This window comes from Chryseobacterium pyrolae (assembly GCF_025153485.1).
GTDB lineage: Bacteria > Bacteroidota > Bacteroidia > Flavobacteriales > Weeksellaceae > Chryseobacterium > Chryseobacterium antibioticum.
In genome coordinates, this window is record NZ_JANZQH010000005.1 from 119,499 (window position 1) to 140,826 (window position 21,328).

21 protein-coding genes and 2 riboswitches are annotated in these 21,328 nt (G+C 39.1%); of the genes, 10 read left to right on the forward strand and 11 right to left on the reverse strand.

Going from position 1 to position 21,328, the window contains the following annotated elements; translation table 11 throughout:
• Nucleotides 1-41 precede the first annotated feature (41 nt).
• Nucleotides 42-140, reverse strand: a riboswitch (SAM-I-IV-variant riboswitch).
• Between the two features lie 121 nt (nucleotides 141-261).
• A complete protein-coding gene (locus NZD88_RS12045) occupies nucleotides 262-2,475 on the forward strand; it encodes an outer membrane beta-barrel family protein (protein ID WP_259829407.1) in 2,214 nt (737 codons plus the stop codon).
• 68 nt (nucleotides 2,476-2,543) lie between these two features.
• On the opposite strand, the gene NZD88_RS12050 is transcribed toward NZD88_RS12045, so the two are convergent.
• From NZD88_RS12050 to NZD88_RS12100, 11 genes are all read right to left on the reverse strand, one after another.
• Nucleotides 2,544-3,254, reverse strand: a complete 711-nt coding sequence (locus NZD88_RS12050) for a HesA/MoeB/ThiF family protein (RefSeq protein WP_259829408.1) — start codon at nucleotides 3,252-3,254, stop codon at nucleotides 2,544-2,546.
• A 142-nt stretch (nucleotides 3,255-3,396) separates the two neighbouring features.
• A complete protein-coding gene (gene thiH / locus NZD88_RS12055) occupies nucleotides 3,397-4,515 on the reverse strand; it encodes a 2-iminoacetate synthase ThiH (RefSeq protein ID WP_259829409.1) in 1,119 nt (372 codons plus the stop codon).
• Between the two features lie 16 nt (nucleotides 4,516-4,531).
• Complete coding sequence (locus NZD88_RS12060; RefSeq protein ID WP_259829410.1) at nucleotides 4,532-5,308, reverse strand: thiazole synthase; 777 nt, start codon at nucleotides 5,306-5,308, stop codon at nucleotides 4,532-4,534.
• Nucleotides 5,305-5,919, reverse strand: a complete 615-nt coding sequence (locus NZD88_RS12065) for a thiamine phosphate synthase (protein WP_279324423.1) — start codon at nucleotides 5,917-5,919, stop codon at nucleotides 5,305-5,307. The genes NZD88_RS12060 and NZD88_RS12065 overlap by 4 nt, the downstream gene beginning before the upstream one ends.
• A 35-nt stretch (nucleotides 5,920-5,954) precedes the next feature.
• Nucleotides 5,955-6,545: a thiamine phosphate synthase gene (locus tag NZD88_RS12070; RefSeq protein WP_259829411.1), complete on the reverse strand. Its 591-nt coding sequence runs from the start codon at nucleotides 6,543-6,545 to the stop codon at nucleotides 5,955-5,957.
• Nucleotides 6,542-8,353 carry a phosphomethylpyrimidine synthase ThiC gene (gene thiC / locus NZD88_RS12075; RefSeq protein WP_259829412.1) on the reverse strand — a complete coding sequence of 604 codons (1,812 nt, stop codon included), beginning with the start codon at nucleotides 8,351-8,353 and terminating at the stop codon, nucleotides 6,542-6,544. Before thiC ends, NZD88_RS12070 begins: the two co-directional genes overlap by 4 nt.
• Nucleotides 8,354-8,378: 25 nt before the next feature.
• Entirely contained in the window at nucleotides 8,379-8,585 is a 207-nt protein-coding gene (gene thiS / locus NZD88_RS12080) for a sulfur carrier protein ThiS (protein WP_259829413.1), read from the reverse strand.
• A 58-nt stretch (nucleotides 8,586-8,643) separates the two neighbouring features.
• Nucleotides 8,644-8,741, reverse strand: a riboswitch (TPP riboswitch).
• Between the two features lie 159 nt (nucleotides 8,742-8,900).
• Nucleotides 8,901-9,578 (reverse strand): RluA family pseudouridine synthase, encoded by a 678-nt coding sequence (locus NZD88_RS12085; protein WP_259829414.1) that lies wholly within the window; start codon nucleotides 9,576-9,578, stop codon nucleotides 8,901-8,903.
• 3 nt (nucleotides 9,579-9,581) lie between these two features.
• Nucleotides 9,582-9,905 (reverse strand): hypothetical protein, encoded by a 324-nt coding sequence (locus NZD88_RS12090; protein WP_259829415.1) that lies wholly within the window; start codon nucleotides 9,903-9,905, stop codon nucleotides 9,582-9,584.
• Nucleotides 9,906-9,908: 3 nt separating this feature from the next.
• Complete coding sequence (gene panB, locus NZD88_RS12095; RefSeq protein WP_034701375.1) at nucleotides 9,909-10,724, reverse strand: 3-methyl-2-oxobutanoate hydroxymethyltransferase; 816 nt, start codon at nucleotides 10,722-10,724, stop codon at nucleotides 9,909-9,911.
• Nucleotides 10,725-10,786: 62 nt separating this feature from the next.
• Complete coding sequence (locus NZD88_RS12100; RefSeq protein WP_169234135.1) at nucleotides 10,787-11,500, reverse strand: Crp/Fnr family transcriptional regulator; 714 nt, start codon at nucleotides 11,498-11,500, stop codon at nucleotides 10,787-10,789.
• Nucleotides 11,501-11,588: 88 nt separating this feature from the next.
• Between NZD88_RS12100 and NZD88_RS12105 the strand changes: the two genes are divergently transcribed.
• The 9 genes from NZD88_RS12105 (at nucleotide 11,589) to NZD88_RS12145 (ending at nucleotide 21,251) form a co-directional block, all read left to right on the forward strand.
• Entirely contained in the window at nucleotides 11,589-13,967 is a 2,379-nt protein-coding gene (locus tag NZD88_RS12105; RefSeq protein WP_259829416.1) for a heavy metal translocating P-type ATPase, read from the forward strand.
• 109 nt (nucleotides 13,968-14,076) lie between these two features.
• Complete coding sequence (ccoS, locus tag NZD88_RS12110) at nucleotides 14,077-14,304, forward strand: cbb3-type cytochrome oxidase assembly protein CcoS (protein WP_169234137.1); 228 nt, start codon at nucleotides 14,077-14,079, stop codon at nucleotides 14,302-14,304.
• Between the two features lie 5 nt (nucleotides 14,305-14,309).
• Nucleotides 14,310-16,571, forward strand: a complete 2,262-nt coding sequence (gene ccoN, locus NZD88_RS12115) for a cytochrome-c oxidase, cbb3-type subunit I (RefSeq protein WP_259829418.1) — start codon at nucleotides 14,310-14,312, stop codon at nucleotides 16,569-16,571.
• 16 nt (nucleotides 16,572-16,587) lie between these two features.
• Complete coding sequence (locus NZD88_RS12120) at nucleotides 16,588-16,788, forward strand: cbb3-type cytochrome oxidase subunit 3 (protein WP_259829419.1); 201 nt, start codon at nucleotides 16,588-16,590, stop codon at nucleotides 16,786-16,788.
• 10 nt (nucleotides 16,789-16,798) lie between these two features.
• Complete coding sequence (locus NZD88_RS12125) at nucleotides 16,799-17,680, forward strand: cbb3-type cytochrome c oxidase N-terminal domain-containing protein (protein ID WP_169234139.1); 882 nt, start codon at nucleotides 16,799-16,801, stop codon at nucleotides 17,678-17,680.
• Between the two features lie 93 nt (nucleotides 17,681-17,773).
• Nucleotides 17,774-19,228 (forward strand): cytochrome c oxidase accessory protein CcoG, encoded by a 1,455-nt coding sequence (ccoG, locus tag NZD88_RS12130; RefSeq protein ID WP_259829421.1) that lies wholly within the window; start codon nucleotides 17,774-17,776, stop codon nucleotides 19,226-19,228.
• Nucleotides 19,229-19,292: 64 nt separating this feature from the next.
• Complete coding sequence (locus tag NZD88_RS12135) at nucleotides 19,293-19,745, forward strand: FixH family protein (protein WP_169234141.1); 453 nt, start codon at nucleotides 19,293-19,295, stop codon at nucleotides 19,743-19,745.
• Nucleotides 19,736-20,494 (forward strand): sulfite exporter TauE/SafE family protein, encoded by a 759-nt coding sequence (locus tag NZD88_RS12140; RefSeq protein WP_169234142.1) that lies wholly within the window; start codon nucleotides 19,736-19,738, stop codon nucleotides 20,492-20,494. Before NZD88_RS12135 ends, NZD88_RS12140 begins: the two co-directional genes overlap by 10 nt.
• Nucleotides 20,495-20,510: 16 nt before the next feature.
• The gene (locus NZD88_RS12145) at nucleotides 20,511-21,251 is read left to right on the forward strand and encodes a hypothetical protein (RefSeq protein ID WP_259829425.1); all 741 of its coding nucleotides are present in this window, start codon (nucleotides 20,511-20,513) and stop codon (nucleotides 21,249-21,251) included.
• Nucleotides 21,252-21,328: the final 77 nt, after the last annotated feature.

The following is a 21,328-nucleotide window of genomic DNA, read 5'->3' on the forward strand; positions in this document are numbered from 1 at the left end:
TTTATTTTTAAAACAAAAATGTCAAGATGGGTAGAAAATAGAGAATAAACATTTTTTCCGGGCATACCGGCTTATCTATTTTAGCACCTTGCTTGTTTTTGCAGGTTGCTATCCCATCTATGAGATTCTTGATAATTACACGGCAAAGATATAATTATTTCGGAATAAAAAAAATAATTGCTTAAAAATTTAACTTTTCGCAAATTTTACCGTAACAAATTGTTCTTTTTTACGTCTAACTGAACAGTAGTAAAAAACATTATGAAAAAAACTATATTAGCTTTATCCCTGTTGGGATCTTTTTTTGCCTATTCGCAAGAGAAGAGCAGCAATAATGCAGAGAAGGAAAAGCAAATTGAAGGCGTAGTTATTACGAAAACTAAAAAAGCCGTTGAACAGAAAGCAGATCGTACGATTTTTGACTTTTCTGAACAGCCACAGCTGAATAACGGTAACGTTCTGGAAGGGATTAAAAAACTTCCCGGATTGGTGGCTACCGATATTGCAGGAATGATGTATCAGGGTAAAATCCTGGATGTGTACCTGAACGGAAGACCTCTAAATATTACCTCCAATGAATTAAATTCTTTCCTTGAAGGAATGCCTGCCAATTCGGTAGAAAAAATTGAAGTAATTACGCAGCCGGGAGCAGAATTCCCTGCCACTTCAGGAGGAGCAATCATGAATATCATTACGAATAAAAACGCTAATAAGTATTTAACGGCAACCTATTCGGGAAACTACTCATTTACCAACTACGATAAGTTCAGAAGCAGAACAACGCATTCTGTGAATCTGAATGCAAGAAATAAACTATTCGGCTGGCAGCTGAATGTGGGTCAGAATTACCGTGAAAGTATGCTGAACGGTGATCAGGACGTAATTCTTCATAACAATACCGACAGAATAGGACGTGGGTATTTTGCGAAATCAGGTCTTACTTTTGATCTTGGACAGGACAGATTATTGGTGAACTACGATATTTACCACAACAATAACGACAACTATACCGCAAGTAGAGGGCTTGCCGATATCCTTGTCAACCTTAATCCTATCACCTATCGGGAAGCTGATTATCAAGCATCGGATGTGGCTCATACCAACAATCTAAGACAAGAAGGGGTCGTGACGTATCAGAAGCGTTTCAGCGACAAGTCTCAAAAGCTGGACTTCCAGTTTGGATATACGAAATCTGACAGTAAGTTTGCTCAGGATAATTTTTTCCAGGAAGGTAATTATACTGATAACGGGCAATTTTTCCGTAATGCCGGGATTAATGATGTTCTTAATAATAAATCGGATATGAGGATCGCGAATTTCAAGGTCGATTATTCTCAACCGATAAAACTTCTGGATGGCGGGAAAGTGAGTTTAGGCGGTTTATATGAAAGACAGGATTATGATACGGAAAGTAAAGGGCTTACCAATTTAGAATATCAGAGGCAAACAGCTTCTACTTATCTTGAATTTCAGGCAAAACTTAAGAAGTTTGACTTTATTTTAGGCACCCGTGCTGAAAATTATGATATTTCAGGGATTACAAGAACAATAAAGGACGGCGCTGTTCTTGAAAGAGATCTTACAACATTTAATAAGTTTAAGCTTTTTCCTAATGCCAGCGTACAATACAACCTGATGAACCAGGTTTACATTGCAGCGAACTACAACAAAAAGATCAGCCTTCCGAGTATTTCTGCCCTGAACCCGAATAACGTAACGTTTGGCAGCCCGAATACACAGGTCACGGGTAACCCGGATCTTCAGCCTACGATCTTTGATAATTATGAATTAAAAGTATCAGCTTTTGACTATGCTTTTATTGGATACAGCGTAAGTTCTGCTAAAGACCAGGTCGCTCAGATCGTGATGAAAGACGGTAAGAACCTTTTCAACAAGCAGGTGAATATTTCCAATATGAAAATTCACAACTTCAACCTGGGTCTTCCGATTCCGTTTATGATCTTCAGCAAGCCGATGAGCGAGATCATGAAGTTTGATTTTAATCCTGATAAAATTAATTTCATGTATCTGTATGCCGGTTATCAGAAGCATGAGATCGACAATTTAAACAATAAAGGTTTCTGGATCTTCAATATTATGACCCAGTTGCTTTTACCGAAAGACATCAAACTGACGGCTAACTATAGCTATCTGACTCCAAAAGCAGGCTATTTCTACTTTACAGCAGATAAACCGTTCAATAATAATCTGGATATCACCCTGACGAAAAAATTCATGAACAACCGTCTTACGGTTTCTGTTTTCGCGAACGACATCTTCAACGGACAGGTGATGCAGGTCTATTCCAATCCGCCTGAGGGACAGGCTGTGATGATCAGAAGCAAGTATGATACGAGAAACTTCGGAATTTCCATCAATTATAAAATTCCAACCAGAAATAAACTGGCGAAAGAGGATCCTAATATCCTGAACCAGACTAAAAAAGAGGAGACGGGCGTCATGCAAACTCCCTAGTAATTGATCCATATAAAATGAGGCCGTATAGAAATTTTACGGCCTCATTTATTTAAAAACAATATCATTTAAAAATCTATAGTCTGGAATCTCCAATTCAGGGTATCGATAAGAGTAAGCTGATCAGGATATACGAGAAGCCCGGTGATCATCTTTAAAACCTGCAGAGCCATCATGCTCCCTACAATTCCCGGCAACGCTCCCAGCACTCCGAGACTGTCACAATCCGGGGAATTTTCGTCAAATGGTAGTTCCGGAAACAAATCTCTAAGATTTTTGCTTCCTTGATAGTTGAATACAGCAGTTTGTCCTGAAAACCCTAATATACTTCCGTACACTAGCGGTTTTCCAAGTTTCACACAGGTATCATTGATCAGATATCTGGTGGCAAAATTATCGGATCCATCTACAATAATGTCATACTTTGAAAGGATTTCTTCTGCATTTGAGCTGTCAATCTTCTTATCAATTCCTGTAAATTTAATCTGATTATTAAGATTTTTCACAAAGGCTTCCGCACTTTTGATCTTCGAAATTCCAACTGTATTTTCATTGTGAATGATCTGGCGGTTCAGGTTGTGAAGTTCCACCTCATCAAAATCTACCACGCCTAAAGTTCCGACTCCGGCTGCTGCCAGGTACTGAATAACAGGGCTCCCCAAGCCTCCTGCCCCAATGACAAGTATTTTGGACGATTTGATTTTCTTTTGTCCTTCCAGCCCGATTTCTTCTATGAATATCTGCCGGCTGTATCTTGCAAAAATATCTTCGCTTTTCATTCTAAATTACATACTTTGAACCATTAAGTTTTTTTTAAGAGGTTAAGAAGTATTAAGGTAAGCTCTGCTTTAATATTTAAAAATCTATTTGATTTTTCTTAATTAGGCTTAATGACTTCAATGTTCTTAATGGTTTAATTTTTTAAAATCCGCTGTACGCAGGATCCCAGTCTTTCATAACCGGGTCGTAGCCCGCTTTTCTGATGCTGTTTTTCACTTCCTCCATGCTGCGTTCGTCGCTGGTTTCAAACTGCTCCAAAGATTCTACATCTACGGCATAACCTCCTGGATTTGTTTTTGAAGCCGCACTCATAGCGGTTGCTCCCAGTGATATAATATGGTTTCTGAATTTTTCATTTTCTCTGGTCGATATGGAGATTTCCAGGTCTTCATTCCATATCCTGTAGGCACAGATCAGCTGAAGCAGGTCTTTATCTTCCATGATAAAATTGGGCTCAATAATTCCTTCTGCAGGCCTGAGTCTTGGAAATGACACTGAAAAGCGGCTTTTCCAGTATTGTTTCTGCAGATAATCAATGTGAAGAGCATTAAAGAAACTGTCTACACGCCAGTCTTCCAGTCCAAGCAGAACGCCAAGCCCGATCTTATGAATTCCAGCTCTTCCAATTCTATCCGGTGTATCCAGGCGGAAATGGAAGTTTGATTTTTTCCCTTTGGGATGATATTCCTTATACACTTCCTGATGATACGTTTCCTGATACACCAACACAGAATAAACGCCTTCCTGATGCAGCTGGAGATATTCTTCTTCTAACAAAGGCTGTACCTCGATCGAGATATTGGCAAAATGAGGCTTCAACAGGCTGACGGCATTCAGAAAGTAAGAAATTCCCACTGTTTTATTAGCTTCTCCGCTTACTAAAAGGACATGATTCACTCCCATAGATTTTAGAACGGAGGCTTCAATCATAAGCTCAGTATCGGAAAGGGTTTTCCTCCTTACGTCATTATCCAGGCTGAAACCACAGTAGGTACAGATATTCTGACATTCATTGCTGAGATACATAGGCGCATACAGCTGAATCGTCTTCCCAAAGCGTTTCTGAGTAAGCTGACGGGTCATTTTCGCCATCAGTTCAAGCTCCTGTGCAGCAACAGGAGAAAGCAGATTCAGAAAATCATCTAAGGTTTTATGCTTCCTTTGAAGACTATTCAGTACATCTGAGTGGGTAACTTTTGTGAGTCTGGCCTTTATTTCATCCCACTGATAGCGTTCAAAAACATCTTTAAAGCTGTTCATTTTTTTCTGCTTTTTTTTATTCAAATAAAAAGGAGGTCAATGGACTTGAGGCTTCAGCATGATCCGCTATTGCTCCCAATCCTGATTCAAAAGCTCTTCTTCCTGCAATGACTCCTTCTTTAAAGGCTAAAGCCATATTGACTGGGTTTCTTGCTACGGCAATAGCGGTATTGACTAAAACGGCATCAGCGCCCATTTCCATCGCTTTTGCAGCATCTGAAGGCGCTCCGATTCCGGCATCTACCACAACGGGAACGTTGCTCTGACTGATGATAATCTCTAGGAAATCTAAGGTTCTCAAGCCTTTATTGGTCCCAATTGGAGCACCTAAAGGCATTACCACTGCTGTTCCAGCATCTTCCAGGCGTTTGCACAAAACCGGATCGGCATGGATGTAAGGCATCACGATAAATCCAAGTTTGGCCAATTCTTCAGTGGCATAAAGGGTTTCAATAGGATCCGGAAGAAGGTATTTCGGATCGGGATGGATTTCTAATTTCACCCAGTTTGTTTCCAGTGCTTCCCTTGCAAGCTGTGCGGCCAATACTGCTTCTTTTGCCGTTCTGGCGCCTGAAGTATTGGGAAGAAGATGAACATGGGTTTCTTTTAATGAATCCAGCAATCCGTCTTCTGCAGCTCCGGAATCTATTCTTTTCAGCGCCATGGTGACCATATCTGTTCCTGATGCGATCACAGCGGTGGCCATTTCATTGAGGTTCCCAAATTTTCCGGTTCCGAGGAACAGCCTGGACTCAAATATTCTGTCTGCTATTATTAATTTCTGATTATTCATATCATTGCTTTTTGAAATTCACTGATGGCGACCGGGCGATTGGTGATCTGCCCCGAGACCGCTACTCCATAGAGTCCGATCTGCTGTAACAGCTCTACGTCCTCAAGTACAACGCCTCCGATCGCAAAGATCTTCGGAATGGTGATTGATTTTTCTTCTAAACCATTAACGATATCCTGATAGCCTTTAAATCCTAAAATCGGACTGAGTTTTTCTTTAGTAGCCGTAAATCTCAAGGGTCCAAGACCGATATAACCACACTGTTCTTCTATTCTATGAATTACATCTGATAAGGTATTGGCCGTGCCACCGATGATCTTATTATGTCCTAAAACAGTTCTTGCTTCTTCAATGGACAGATCATTTAAACCCAAATGAACACCATCAGCATCGATTTCTTTTGCGATCTGAACATGATCGTTGATGATACAGACCGCCTGATATTCTGAACAGAGCTGTTTTGAAAACGTACAGAGTTCAGTTAATTCTTTCTCTGAAGCATTTTTCCAGCGGACCTGTACCCATTGTATTCCGTGGTCTAAAGCGGTACGGATATTGAATTCCTGTTCCTCCCTTGTTTGTCCCTGTGATATGTATTGTAATTTTTCCATTATTAAACTGAATGATGTATACGATCTCTATAAACCTATAATAAAAGGTATTTCTGCATGCATTTTTTGAATGTATTTAATGGCTGATCACTTTCCCAAACAGCTCCCAAAAGTGCTGCTCCGTCCGCTCCGTTTTCAAAGGCTTTACTGATATTATCTTCATTAATTCCACCCAAAGCAATCAACTTGACATCCGGATTATTTCTGTATTTGATATCTTCCATCACAGTAGATTGCTTACCATAGCCTTTTTTAGAAATACTTGGAAAAAAAGGACTTACCAATGCATATTCCCATTCTTTTCCCAAAGCATTAAATACTTCGATATCATGCACTGATGTTGAAATAATATATTCGTTTGCATAAGATTTAAAACCTTCGGTTAGCCTATCTGCTTCCCTGAAATGAAGACGTGAAACAGGATATTCTTTACCCAGATCATCATGTCCATGCAGTACCAATTGAGAATAAAATTCCTCATCAATACCATCCAGAAAACTTTTCATTTCTGCTTTATTGGTCAAAGGTTTCCTGATATGCAGCAAATCCAATCCTTCGTGAAACATCTGATTGATTATTTCCGTCTCATTTTGAACAGGAGCTTCGGGAGTGATCACAAAAATCATATATAGATTTCTTTTCCTTTTTCAATAAATTCCTGTGATTTATCCAGCATCCCTTTTTCTGCAGAATCTCTGATTTCCTGGGTAATTTTCATGGAACAGAATTTCGGGCCGCACATGGAACAAAAATGGGCAATCTTAGCTCCTTCCGCTGGTAAAGTTTCGTCATGATAGGCTCTTGCCGTATCGGGATCCAATGAAAGATTGAACTGATCTTCCCATCTGAACTCAAATCTAGCTTTACTTAATGCATTGTCTCTGTACTGAGCACCTGGATGACCTTTTGCCAAATCTGCAGCATGTGCGGCTAGTTTGTAAGTAATTACTCCCATTTTTACATCTTCCTTGTTGGGAAGACCCAAATGTTCTTTCGGGGTTACATAGCAAAGCATTGCACATCCGAACCAGCCGATCATAGCCGCTCCAATTCCTGAAGTAATATGATCATAACCTGGCGCAATATCCGTTGTCAATGGACCTAAAGTATAAAACGGGGCTTCATGACATTCTTCCAGTTGCTTCTCCATATTTTCTTTGATCATATGCATGGGTACATGACCCGGCCCTTCCACCATCACCTGTACGTTATGTTTCCATGCGATCTTGGTCAGTTCACCCAAAGTTTCAAGTTCTGCAAATTGGGCAGCATCGTTTGCATCGGCGATAGAACCCGGTCGAAGTCCGTCTCCCAAAGAAAAGGCAACATCATATTTCTTCATGATCTCACAGATCTCTTCGAAATGGGTATACAAAAAGTTTTCTTTATGATGGTAAAGACACCATTTTGCCATGATGGAGCCGCCTCTGGAAACAATTCCCGTCACTCTTTTCGCGGTCAGATGAATATATCTTAATAATACTCCTGCATGAATCGTAAAATAGGATACTCCCTGTTCTGCCTGTTCGATCAGGGTATCCTTAAAAACTTCCCACGTCAAATCTTCGGGGACTCCTTTTACTTTTTCCAGAGCCTGATAAATAGGAACTGTCCCAATAGGAACCGGGCTGTTTCTGATGATCCATTCTCTGGTTTCGTGGATGTTTTTTCCTGTGGAAAGATCCATGATGGTATCTGCTCCCCAGCGGCAGGCCCAGACTGCTTTTTCCACTTCTTCATCAATGCTTGAGGAAACAGCACTGTTACCAATATTAGCATTAATTTTAACCAGGAAATTACGTCCGATGATCATCGGTTCACTCTCCGGATGGTTGATATTATTAGGGATAATTGCTCTTCCGGCTGCAATTTCATCTCTGACGAATTCCGGACTGATCTTTCCTTTTGGAGTGTTGGCACCAAAACTGTTTCCCGGATGTTGCAATGCCATTTCTTTGGGAACCGTATCCAGTTGTTCAATACGCTGGTTTTCCCTGATGGCTACATATTCCATTTCGGGGGTAATGATTCCCTGTTTTGCATAGTAAAGCTGGGTAAGTTCAAATCCGTCTTTAGCGACCTTCGGTTTGTGATCATACCCGAAACGCAGTTCATCAAGCCGGGAATCTGCAAGACGTGCTTTTCCATATTCTGAAGTGATTCCCTCCAGGATATCTACATCCTTCCTGTCCAGAATCCATTGCTCCCGGATTCTTGGAAGCCCCTTCATAATGTCAATTGATGCATTTTCATCTGTATAGGGGCCCGAAGTATCATAAATGGTTACCGGAGAATTTTCTTCCAGTGTTCCATTGGTAAGACGTGTCGGACTGAGATGAATTTCCCGCATTGCTACGCTGATAGGATGTATTTTTCCTTCAACATAAATTTTCCTGGCGTTCGGAAATGGCGAACATGTGATTGAATGAGCCATAAGTTTTTGTATTATTAAATGAGAATTATCCGCCCTGAGTGGCAGTAATGATTAAAACTAAATCTTTGTCTTTAAGGAGGGTTTCTGTCCAGGCAGACAGTGGAATAATACGGTTGTTCACGGCTACGGCTATCCCTTTTTTCTTTCCGGGTATTTCCATAGCCATCAGTTCTTCCAGATTTTCGGGAAGTACTTCAAATGTTTTCGTCGTGTGGTTGATTGTAAGTTCCATTCCTAATTATTTTATATATACTTTAGGAATGGCCATTATTGCACAATAGAATGTACAGCAAAAGTCATTTACTTTTCCCTACGCTGGTATAATCCAGATCAGGTTCAAAGGGTAAAGTCTCAGTCTGCCTATTGGCAGACACCCCTAAAGTTGTGACGAAGGTAGGTATTTTTTGAGAACAGGCAAAATCTAAGTTTTGCTTAAAATAAAAAAGACCATTTCAGAATTGAAATGATCTCCTATTACTTTTAAAAGCTTTCTGTATTAAAAAATTGGCTTGCAAAACAAAGATTAAACCTTAAATACAGCTAATTTTTATTCTTCACAAGCTCGCCAGATGGCATCGTTCTGTGGGACAGGAGCTATAATTTCTATTTCTTCTTTAGTAACCGGATGAATAAACTCCAGCTTTCTTGCATGAAGATTAATACCACCGTCCGGATTTGAACGGGGTGCTCCGTATTTAAGATCTCCTTTTATTGGAATTCCTGTTTTCGAGAGCTGGGCACGGATCTGATGATGTCTTCCGGTTTCCAGATCAATCTCAAGCAACATATAATTATCTAATGTCTTGATAATATGATAGGTGAGAATCGCTTCTTTGGCACCCTCTGTTACTTTTGTAAAGACACTCGCTTTATTATTCTTTTCGTTCTTCTTCAAATAATGAACAAGCCGCTGGCTCTGAGGAAGCATTTCTTTTCCCACCACAGCCCAATAGGTTTTTTTGACTTCCCTGTTTTTGACCATCTGTGTAAGACGGGAAAGTGCCTTGGACGTTTTGGCATAAATGACCAGACCCGAAGTTGGGCGGTCTATACGATGAACCAAACCGAGAAAAACATTTCCCGGTTTGTCATCTCTTTTCTTTATAAAATTCTTAATGGACTCCAGTAAAGATTCATCACCGGTTTTATCACCCTGAACAAGCTGTCCTACTTTTTTGTTAACCACCAAAAGATGGTTGTCTTCATATACAATCTGCTCTTTCATACATTACGAACGCCTTGGTCTGTTAGTAAAAGAAATAACAATTCCTCCAAGAAGACCGATTGTTTTAAGCATTGAAAGTTTAGAATCTGCCGGTAAAAATGCGCCGATTACACAAAGTGCCGCTGCCGCATACATCCCGTACATAAAATTTTTATTGGGAAGCGATGGTGCCTGAACGAAGAAACTCGCTCCTATCAATACATAAAAAACTTTTCTGGAGAGAAGCTCGTTGATCTCCGGAGAGAATAAATTAAACCAGCCTACCGCCATGCATATAATTGCTGCGATTGATAAAATTCCCTGAAGTGATTGTTGTTGGTTCATCATCGATTAGTAGCTTTCATTTTCGTTAGGAAATTCAACACTTTTCACGTCTTTTACATACTGAGCAACCGCCCCTGTAATTTCTGTATAGAGATCAAGATATCTTCTCAAGAACTTCGGACTGAAACCTTTGTTCATTCCAACCATATCGTGGTACACAAGAACCTGTCCGTCACAGTCAGCTCCAGCTCCGATTCCGATGGTCGGAATCGTAATGCTTTCTGATACTTTTTTGGCTAAATCAGCTGGTATTTTCTCTAAAACTATAGAAAAACATCCCAATTCTTCCAAAAGCTGCGCATCGCTGATCAGTTTTTCTGCTTCAGCTTCTTCTTTAGCCCTTACTTTATAGGTTCCGAATTTGTAGATAGACTGGGGCGTTAAACCCAAATGTCCCATCACAGGAATTCCGGCATTGATAATTTTCTTAATAGATTTTGAGATTTCTTTACCACCTTCGATTTTTACAGCATGAGCACCTCCTTCCTTCATCATTCTAACCGCAGACTCCAATGCCTTCTCAGGATTACTCTGGTAGGTTCCGAAAGGAAGGTCTGCTACTACAAGGGCTCTGTCTACTCCACGAACAACACTTTGAGCATGATAAATCATCTGATCTAAAGTGATCGGCAAAGTTGTTTCAAAACCAGCCATCACATTGGCTGCAGAATCTCCTATCAAAATAGCGTCAACACCTCCGGCATCTACCATTTTTGCAGTGGTAAAATCATATGCCGTAAGCATTGTTATTTTTTCCTTGTCGAATTTCATTTTACGCAAGGTTTCAGTCGTAACTTTTTTAATTTCAGAGTGAACAGACATAATGTATCTATTTTTAAAAGTTAAAAAGTCGGCTTTCGCCGACTTAAGTTTTTGTATGATTGTTATAAAACTACGTGACCTAGTTTCATCAGTTTGTCGTGGTTCAGAATTTTGATATTTCTTCCGTCTACTTCTATAAGACTGTCCTGTTTGAATTCAGAGATCAAACGGATGGCACTTTCTGTAGCGGTACCAATGATGTTGGCAATTTCTTCTCTGGTGAGCGAAATTTTGATAAATCCTTCAGGATCTACCCCCAGTTTCTGTTCCAGAAGGATTAGAATTTCTGCCAGTCTTTCCCTTACTGTTTTCTGTGCAAGGAAGGTAATGGTATTGGATGACTCTCCTAATTCATAAGAGATTTTCTGAAGCATTGCAAAAGAAAGCTGCGGATCTACTTCCAGAAGATACATGAAAATATCTGCGGGAAGGAAAATGCATTCAATATCTGTCATAGCCTCTGCCTTTGCCTGGAAATTTTCCCCGCAAAGCAATGAACGATAGCCGATGATGTCGCCCTCTTTTATAAATCTTAAAATCTGGTCTTTTCCAAAAGCTCCGGATTTTGAAAGTTTAGCGGCTCCTTTTTCTAAAACGAACACTCCTTTTGGAGTTTCCCCGTCCTCAAAAATAGTATCATGTTTTTGAAAACTCAATTTTTTTTTGCCGTTAATATACTTTTCAAAATCAGTGCTAGAAAGTCTTTCCTTAAATGATTTATCATTAAAAACTCTGGCGAACCTCTCTTCCATTGCAATCTGTTGTTCCTGCGACATTTTATATGACATTTATCACAAAAATAGAACTTTTTAACGCGATAAACAAAAAAAATTGTTATAATTTTGTAGTTCAATATATTATGAGGTGAGCGAGAACTGTTTTCATTGTGGTCAAGGTATAGAAAAAGAGAGAATTCTGTTTGATGAAAAGACTTTCTGTTGCAACGGATGTAAATCTGTCTACGAGATTCTGAATATCAATAATTTAACTAATTTCTACGAACTAAATAAGAAGGCAGGAATCCGTCCCGGTGATGAGAACTCTTCTCAGTTTGAATACCTCGATACTCAGGAAATCTTTGAAAAGGTAACCGATTTCTCAGAAGGAAAGACCAGCCTTGTTACTTTTAAGATCCCCGTAATACATTGTTCTTCTTGCATATGGCTTCTGGAAAGCCTTCATACATTGAATGAGCATATCAATTATTCACAGGTCAATTTCACAAGAAAGACCCTACAGATTTCATTTAACCATAACGATCTAAAATTAAGCGAACTAGCTGTTTTTTTAACCAATCTCGGTTACAAACCGGTTATCAGCCTTGAAACAGCCGATAAAAATGTAGATCATCTTGATAAATCTCTTCTTATAAAATTTGCAATCGCAGGGTTTGCATTCGGAAACAGCATGTTCCTTGCCTTTCCTGAATATGTAGGTGGCGAAGATTTCTGGATGGAGCATTACAAAGGTCTTTTCAGAACACTGATGTTTCTTCTGGCATGCCCGGTTGTATTTTATTCCGCTTCAGATTATTATAAATCTGCCTGGTATGGATTAAAAAACAAGATCGTGAATATTGATGTCCCAATCGTACTGGGTATTCTTGTTCTTTTCGGGCGAAGTATTTATGAAGTAGTGACCAATTACGGTCCTGGATATTTCGACACCCTGTGTGGATTATTATTCTTCATGCTGATGGGTAAAATCTTCCAAAAAAGAACGTACAGCGCACTTTCTTATGACAGAGATTACAAATCATTCTATCCTATCGCCGTTACCAAAGTGGATTTCGAGGGAAAACAGAACAATATCCTTCTTTCCGAAATTAAAGTAGGAGACAGGATTTTGGTGAGAAACCAGGAAATCATTCCAGTGGATGCCATCCTGATCAACGGAGAAGGAAATATAGACAACAGCTTCATCACCGGAGAAAGTGAAAGCATCAGCAAACAGCCGGGTGACAAGATTTTTGCAGGAGGAAAACAAATCGGTTCTTCACTGGAACTTGAAGTGATCAAAGATGTTGACCAGAGTTATCTGACACAGCTTTGGAATAAGGAAGCATTTAAAAAGCACGAAACAGGTCTTGATACACTGACCAACAACGTCAGCAAATACTTTACATTCATTATTTTAGGCATTGCTCTGATCTCCGGAATTTACTGGGCATTCATTGATCTGAAGATCATGTTCCAGGTTATATCAGCCATACTTATCATCGCTTGTCCGTGTGCTCTTGCCTTATCTGCACCGTTTACTTTCGGCCATATTATGAGAATATTAGGCCGTAATAAGTTTTATGTAAAAGATACCTTGACGATCGAAAAGATTGCCAAATTAAATACTATTGTTTTCGATAAAACAGGAACCATTACCCACAGAAAAAAGTCCAACATCAGATATGAAGGTGTTGAAATCAATGATTTTGACCAACTGAATATCAAAACATTACTAAAGAACTCCAATCACCCGCTTTCTAAGTCACTATACGAATTCATAGATGTAAATGATGACTATTTCCCTGTTGAAAACTTCCGGGAGATCTCAGGAAAAGGATACGAAGCAAGGGTAAGAGGAAGCCTTTATAAGATCGGTTCTGCCCGCTATAACAACCAGGAACCTAAAAACCTTGAAACCGCTGTTTACATCAGTAAAAATGATGAGTTTGTTGGTAAATTTATCTTCAAAAATGAATACCGTCCGAAATTAAAAGAACTGTTTACAAAACTTACTTCTTATAAAATATTCATCCTGAGCGGTGATAATTCTTCTGAGGAAAACCAGCTTAAGGAATTGATCCCGAACTACCAGGGAATGGCTTTTAACCAAAGCCCGGAGGATAAGCTGAACTACATCAAGAACCTTCAGGATCAAAACCTGAAAGTAGCCATGCTTGGAGACGGACTGAATGATGCAGGAGCACTTAAACAAAGTAACGTAGGAATCGCTATCTCTGATGACACCAATAGCTTCACACCTTCTTCCGATGTGATCATGAATGGTGATAAAGTAGTAACCCTGAATAACTATCTGAATGTCTGCAAAGGCTCAATCACTATTGTAAAAATGACATTCATAATCAGTTTTCTATACAATATCGTTGGTTTAAGTTACGCAGTTACAGGCCATATGCATCCGCTCTTTGCAGCAATCATCATGCCAATCAGTTCAATCACCGTAGTAACATTTACTACTATTTCCACCTGGATTTTGGGTAGAAAACATTTCAAAAAGCAGGCGTAGAAGCCCTTATTTAGACTGATTTTAAATTAGCTGAAATCGGCATTTCGTGATGAAAGTCATTATTTTTCACTAAATTTGAACCCCGAAAATAGGTTAATTTTGTTGTCCAATGGATATTCTATATTTAATGATCCTCTGCAGTGTTTCTTTGGCTGCGATTTTCTTGATCGTATTTATAGTGTATGCCCGAAAAGGACAGTTTGAAGATGATGAATCTCCTGCTGTCAGGATTCTTTTTGACAGTGGAGAAATCAAGGAAAAGGATGAAAAAGGCAACAAAAATAAAGACGAGAAAAAAATAGGAGAGAATAATAAAATTGAAGAAAAAAGTGAATAGTTGATATGGAAACACAAAAGTTTAGTTATGACAACAGTATTGTCCGTGCGTTCCTTTATGCGACCTTAGTTTTCGGTCTTATAGGATTTACGTTCGGGCTTACGGCGGCATTAATGCTTTTTTACCCTGAATTACCGGAATTTATATTCGGTACTGATGATACCACCATCAAGAGTTTTGCATCAGGCAATATTCAAGGGTTAATAAACACTCATGGTGCATTTGGTTTTGGTAGAATCAGAATGCTTCATACCAATACCGTAATCTGGGCATTCGTATGTAATATCGTTTATACTGGTATTTATTACTCATTACAGAGATTATTAAAAACAAGAATGTACAGTGATACATTATCCTGGTTACATTTCTGGACTTGGCAGTTTATGATCGTTGCTACGTTCGTTACGTTCTTTATGGGGATTAATACTTCAAAAGAATATGCTGAACACGAGTGGCCGATCGACATATTGATTGCATTCTCATGGATTATTTTCGGGGCCAACATGTTCCTGACGATTGCAAAAAGAAGAGTAAGACACCTGTATGTAGCCATCTGGTTCTATATCGGTACATGGATTGCCGTAGCAATGCTTCACATCTTCAACAACCTAGAGGTTCCATTATCCTTCACGGGCTGGAAATCTTATTCAGCATATGCAGGGGTAAAAGACGCTATTGTACAGTGGTGGTACGGTCACAATGCCGTAGCATTCGTACTGACAACTCCGGTTCTTGGTTTGATGTATTACTTCCTTCCGAAGGCAGCAGACAGACCGGTTTTCTCTTATAAACTGTCTATTATTCACTTCTGGTCATTAATTTTCGTCTATATCTGGGCTGGTCCTCACCACCTTCAGTATACAGCTCTTCCAGCATGGGCGCAGGCTGTGGGAACTGGTTTCTCTATCATGCTTATCGCACCGTCTTGGGGAGGAATGCTAAACGGACTTCTTACGCTGAGAGGTGCTTGGGATAAAGTAAGGGAAAACCCTATTCTTAAGTTCTTTGTAGTAGCAGTTACATGCTACGGTATGGCAACATTTGAAGGTCCGCTTTTAGCTACTAAAAATATTAACAAAATTGGTCACTTTACAGACTGGGTTATCGGTCACGTACATTTAGGAGCTCTTGGATGGAATGGTTTCATGGCATTCGGGGTTATCTATTATCTGGTACCGATTATGTGGAGAACAAAAATTTGGTCTGTAAAATTAGCTAACTGGCATTTCTGGTTAGGGACATTAGGAATTATTTTCTATGCAGTACCCATGTATATTTCAGGATTTACACAGGGGTTAATGTGGAAGCAGTTCAATCCGGACGGTACTTTGATGTACAAAAACTGGTTGGATACTGTAACGGCGATTATTCCTTACTTCAAAATGAGATTCTTAGGAGGTATATTCTATATTTCAGGAGCTATCTTAATGATTGTTAACGTCATCGCTACGGTAAGAAAAGGTTCATTCCAAAAAGAAGTTCCTGCTGAAGCTCCAGCGTTGGCCAACATCGGAAACAAACGTAAAGAAGGTGAAGGTACTCACTTATGGCTTGAAAGAATGCCTGTATTATTAGGTATTTTATCTTTCATCACCATTTCAATCGGTAGTTCGGTAGAGATTATCCCTACCCTATCTTTAAAGAAAAGTGTCCCTACGATTTCAGCAGTAAAACCATATTCACCACTTGAACTAGAGGGTAGAGATCTTTATATCCGTGAAGGATGTAATGCTTGTCACTCTCAGATGATCAGACCGTTCAGGGATGAGATTACAAGATTCAACGGTAAGAACGGACAGTATTCCAAAGCGGGAGAATTCGTTTATGACAGACCATTCTTATGGGGTTCTAAGAGAACAGGACCGGATTTACATAGAGAGGGAGGGAAAAACCCAAGTTCTTGGCATTACAAACACATGTACAACCCAAGATCTACATCTGCAGGTTCTATCATGCCTCGTTACCCATGGTTAATTGCTACCAACCTAGACAGATCTAAAATGGTAGACAAAATGAAGCTTATGAAGAATACGTTTGATGTTCCTTATACTAAAGCTCAAATAGATTCTGCCAATACATGGGCAGACAACCAGGCAACGAAAATTGTAAAAGATATCTTCTCAGAAGCTAATGACCTTAAGGTAGCTTATGCTAAGAAACCTCAGGGAGAATTGGAGAAAAAAGAGATCGTAGCGCTTATCTCTTATCTTCAGAGATTAGGTACAGATATCAAGACTACAGAAATAAAAACAGCAAGTACTAACTAAACATTAAAAGGTTCACATGATTCCTCAGAACTTTAAAGATATATTATCCAATACAGAAAACGCTGGTCTTTACCAGACGCTGGCTCTGATTTTCTTTATGCTATTCTTCGTAGCTCTGGTAATCTATGTTTTTAGCAGGCCTAAAAAATATTACAAAGAGGAGGAAGAGGCACCGCTTGGGGATGATGAGGAAGACGATTTTAATTTAAAAAATTAAACTATTTATTATGAAACAAAGAACACCTGTTGTTGTAAACATCTTAATAATAACTGGACTTCTAATAGTTTTTTATTATTTGTTTGTACAGAGCTACTCGTTTCTAGCTTCACCATACTTCTGGGGAACTGTAGTGATCAGTGCTATTTTAGCATACATCCACAGCTCTATTGGAGATTTGATTGAAAACAACAAATTCAAAAAATTATCTCCGGAAGAAAAAGCAGCTTATTTAGCAGAAAAGAAAGTACCATTCCTGAGAAGAATGTATGATGCTGCATTCAAAAAGCAATCTGAAACGGAAGAAAAGGATATCCTTATTGACCACGGTTTCGATGGAATTATGGAATTAGATAATCAGCTTCCAAAATGGTGGGTAGGATTATTCTATTTTGGGACTGCTTTTTGTATTGTATATATCGCAGCTTACTCTTTCACAGATTTTGCTCACCCGTTGAGCGAATACGAGCAGGAATACAAGGAACAAATGGCAAGTATTGCAAAATATGAAGCTGAACAGCCTCCTGTAACGATAGAAACTGCAAAATATTCTGCCGACAATATCGCGGAAGGTAAAGAATTATTCAAAACCAACTGTGCATCTTGTCACAAAGAAGATGGTAGTGGTGGTATTGGACCCAACCTTACAGATAACTTCTGGATCAACCAGCCGGAGAAAACGTTGTTTAAAAATGTTTTCCACATGGACTGGAACGGTTCGCCTACTAACCCTTCGATGAGAGCCTTCGGTAAAAACGGAGAGGTTTCAGGAGCAGAGATTGAGAAGATTGCAGCATATGTATATCACATCAATCAGGAACAATCGCCAGTGACTCCAGCTCAGGGAGGAGCAGCTCCTCAAGGAACTGAAGCGCATTGGGAAAAAGAATAATTTTAAAAGATTAAATCATATGAAAAAAACATAATTTGTTATTAAAAAAAATAGTAACGAATTATGTTTTTTCTTTTTTAAACATATTACGAAATGTCAGATATAGAAGAAACAGAAGTACGCGGTGGACAGGGACAGGTTCTGGACCCTGAGACTTACAGAGATTCTATCGGGACAATGGAGCAATCCGGTAAGAGAAGATGGGTATTTCCACGAAAACCAAAAGGGAAATACACCAACTATAGAAACCTTGTAAGCTATGCTTTATTAATTATTTATTTTACGGTGCCATTCATTAAGATCAATGGTAACCCTTTCTTTTTATTCAACGTTATAGATAGAGAGTTTTTCATCATTGGACAGCCTTTCTATCCACAAGACTTTTTTATCCTCACTTTAGGTGCTATTGCATCTTTAATTTTTATTATCATTTTTACGATTGCGTTCGGAAGAATTTTCTGCGGATGGATATGTCCTCAGACAATTTTTATGGAATCTATCTTCCGTAAAATTGAATATCTGATTGAAGGTGACCGAAACAGGCAAATGAAGCTGGACAGACAGGAGTGGAACAGCGAGAAAATCTGGAAAAGAAGCTTGAAATGGATGGTGTATGCTGCTATTTCCTTAATTATCACTCACTTTATGCTGATGTATATTGTTGGGTATGAGGAAATATTAAGAATCATATCTGAAGGGCCTTTTGCTCACCCTACCAATTTTATCATCATGGTGCTGTTTACCTCTGCATTCTATTTTGTATTTGCATGGTTCAGAGAACAGGTTTGTACATTGGTTTGCCCATACGGTAGATTACAGGGTGTTTTGATTGATAAAGATACGATCAACGTTTTCTACGATTTTAAAAGAGGGGAAAACAGATCAAAATGGAGAAAAGGGGAAGACCGTAAGGCTGCAGGAAAAGGAGACTGTATCGACTGTCACCAGTGTGTGGTAGTTTGTCCTACGGGAATCGACATCAGAGACGGACAGCAGCTGGAATGCGTCAACTGTACCGCGTGTATTGATGCCTGCGACGAGGTGATGGAAAAAGTTGGTCTTCCAAAAGGACTGGTACGATATGCCTCTGAGAATGAAATTGAGAATCAGACCGAGTTCAAATTCACCGGAAGAATGAAAGGCTTTGCCGTTGTTCTTGTTTTACTGGTGGGATTCTTGGGATTCCTTCTTTATAGCAGAGGGGAGATGGAAGCAAAATTCATTAAACCGGCAGGAAGTACATTCTTTGTAAGAGATGGGAAGATTACCAATACCTACAATTATACCTTCCTAAACAAAACCAACGAGAAAAAGATCGTAACGATCAAAATTGTTGAGCCTGCTCATGGTGAGGTTATTTACAGTGCTTCCAGCAAGATTCAGGTAGATAGAGACAAAATTTCGAAAGGAACCATCAATATCAGCTTCCCGGAAGATGAAATGAAGCTTTCCAAACAGAATATAACCATCGGTGTTTATGATATGAAAGGTAAACTTATCGATTCTTATCAGACGTATTTCGAGGGGCCATTCAAACTGCAATTTTAATTTAAAAACCTCTGTAATTAAAAAATCGCAGAGGTCCTAAAAACAAATAAAAAATCCGGAAGAAATGAAAAACTTTAGTTGGGGACACGGTGTTGTAATTGCATTATTTGCATTCATTGTTTTTATATTATCCATGTTATTTCTTTTCCCGAACGGGCAGAAGAATTCTGAAATGGTAACCGATAATTATTACGAAGAGGAGCTTAAATACCAGGACGTTATTGATGCTAAAAAGAAAGCGGATGATTTACAGGAAAAACCTGTATACAGTCAGGAAAAAGACGGAATAAAGATTGTTTTCCCAAAAGAATACGACAATACGAATACTACGGCAAAATTTGTTTTAAACAGAACCGACGACCAGAATTTAGACATAAAAAAACCTGTACATCTTGATGCTTCACATTCTTTCATGATCCCTGCACAGGTATTGAAAGTAGGGAACTATACCTTGAGACTGATGTGGACTAAAGATAAAACAGACTACAGAATGGATTATGATGTGATATGGAAATAGGACTCATTTTATCGGCCATTGCATTGGGATTTGCTTCCGGTTTTCACTGTATCGGAATGTGCGGCCCTATTGCTTTATCGATGGGATTGACAAAAAAACAGGCCACCAATTTTTACCTTCAGAATCTGACCTACCAATTCGGCAGAATTTTCACGTACTCTTTATTAGGAGCAGTTCTGGGAATTATAGGAGAAGGTTTTGAGATGGCAGGATTTCAGCAGTATCTGACGATTATTGCAGGAATACTATTGATTATTATGGCTTTGTTTTCGTTTGGAGGAAAGGATTTTGCTTCTAAGATTCCTTTTCTTTCTAAATTTTTGTTTTCTGTAAAATCAAATTTAGGAAAACTCCTGCAGAAAGCAGATTACCGTTCAAGGTTTAGTACGGGAGTTTTAAACGGCTTTCTACCCTGCGGAATGGTGTATATGGCTCTTACCGCAAGCCTGGCAAGCGGAGGAGTGTGGCAGGGAGCTTCATATATGGCCTTATTTGGCCTAGGAACACTTCCATTCATGTTTGCGGTAGTTCTTGCCGGAAACCTCATGAATCAGGCTTTCAGAGTAAAGGTTTTAAAAGCCGTTCCGGTGATCATGATCATTTTGGGAGGATTATTTATCCTTAGAGGTTTAGAACTCGGAATTCCTTATATCTCTCCCCGAGCTGAAGCAATGACGATTTCTAAAGACCATAACGGCGCCAACTGTCATATTGAAGGACACGACCACAGTTCGACCAACTGTCATTAATAGAACTAACTAACCCATGAAAAAAATATTCTTCTTACTGATTGCTGCCGCTTTTGTACTGCAATCCTGTATCATTAATTCTGAAATTGTCTATCACAAGGATGCTGCATCTACTTCTGTTACAGATATTGACATGAAACAGTTTATAGCCGAAATGAAGGCCATGACTCCCGACTCTCTGAAACAGCAGAAGGAATTCGGAGACATGGATAAGCTCCCAACGGTCTGGACAAGTATTTTTGACATACAGAAGAAGGAAGGAAAACTGAAGACCCAAGATCCGGACTCCATCAGAATCATGAAAAAAATATTCATGAAAACCAATAAGGAGAATAATGAGCCTGCCGGTTTTTCTTTAAAAATGGAGCGCTTTACCAAGGGAGATTACCAAATGCTAAGCAGCTACAACAAAAAGGAAAAGCTTCCGTTTGATCAGAATATTTTCAATGACTGGGATGGAAAAACATTAACGATCAATACTGAAAACTTCAACCTTAAGAATATTGAGGAAAGCCTTAAAAGCAAAGCATCAAAAGATGAAGCTGAAAAGGTGGAAGGCATGATCACGATGTTCTTCAAAAGCATCGGAACCACCCTGAAATTTGAAAACAAAATAAAATCTATCACCGGAAAACACGATTGGGTGAAACAAACCGATAATTATACCGTCAAAATAGATTACGATCTCAAGGCCATGTATGATAAGGAGGCTAAGCTAAACCATGCAGACAAAAAAATTGTGATCGTTACAGAATAAAATGACCGGCTGAAGTTTCAGCCGCTTTTTGTTGGTATCTGTTTTGTAATATATCATAGAACAGTAAAAAATTTAGC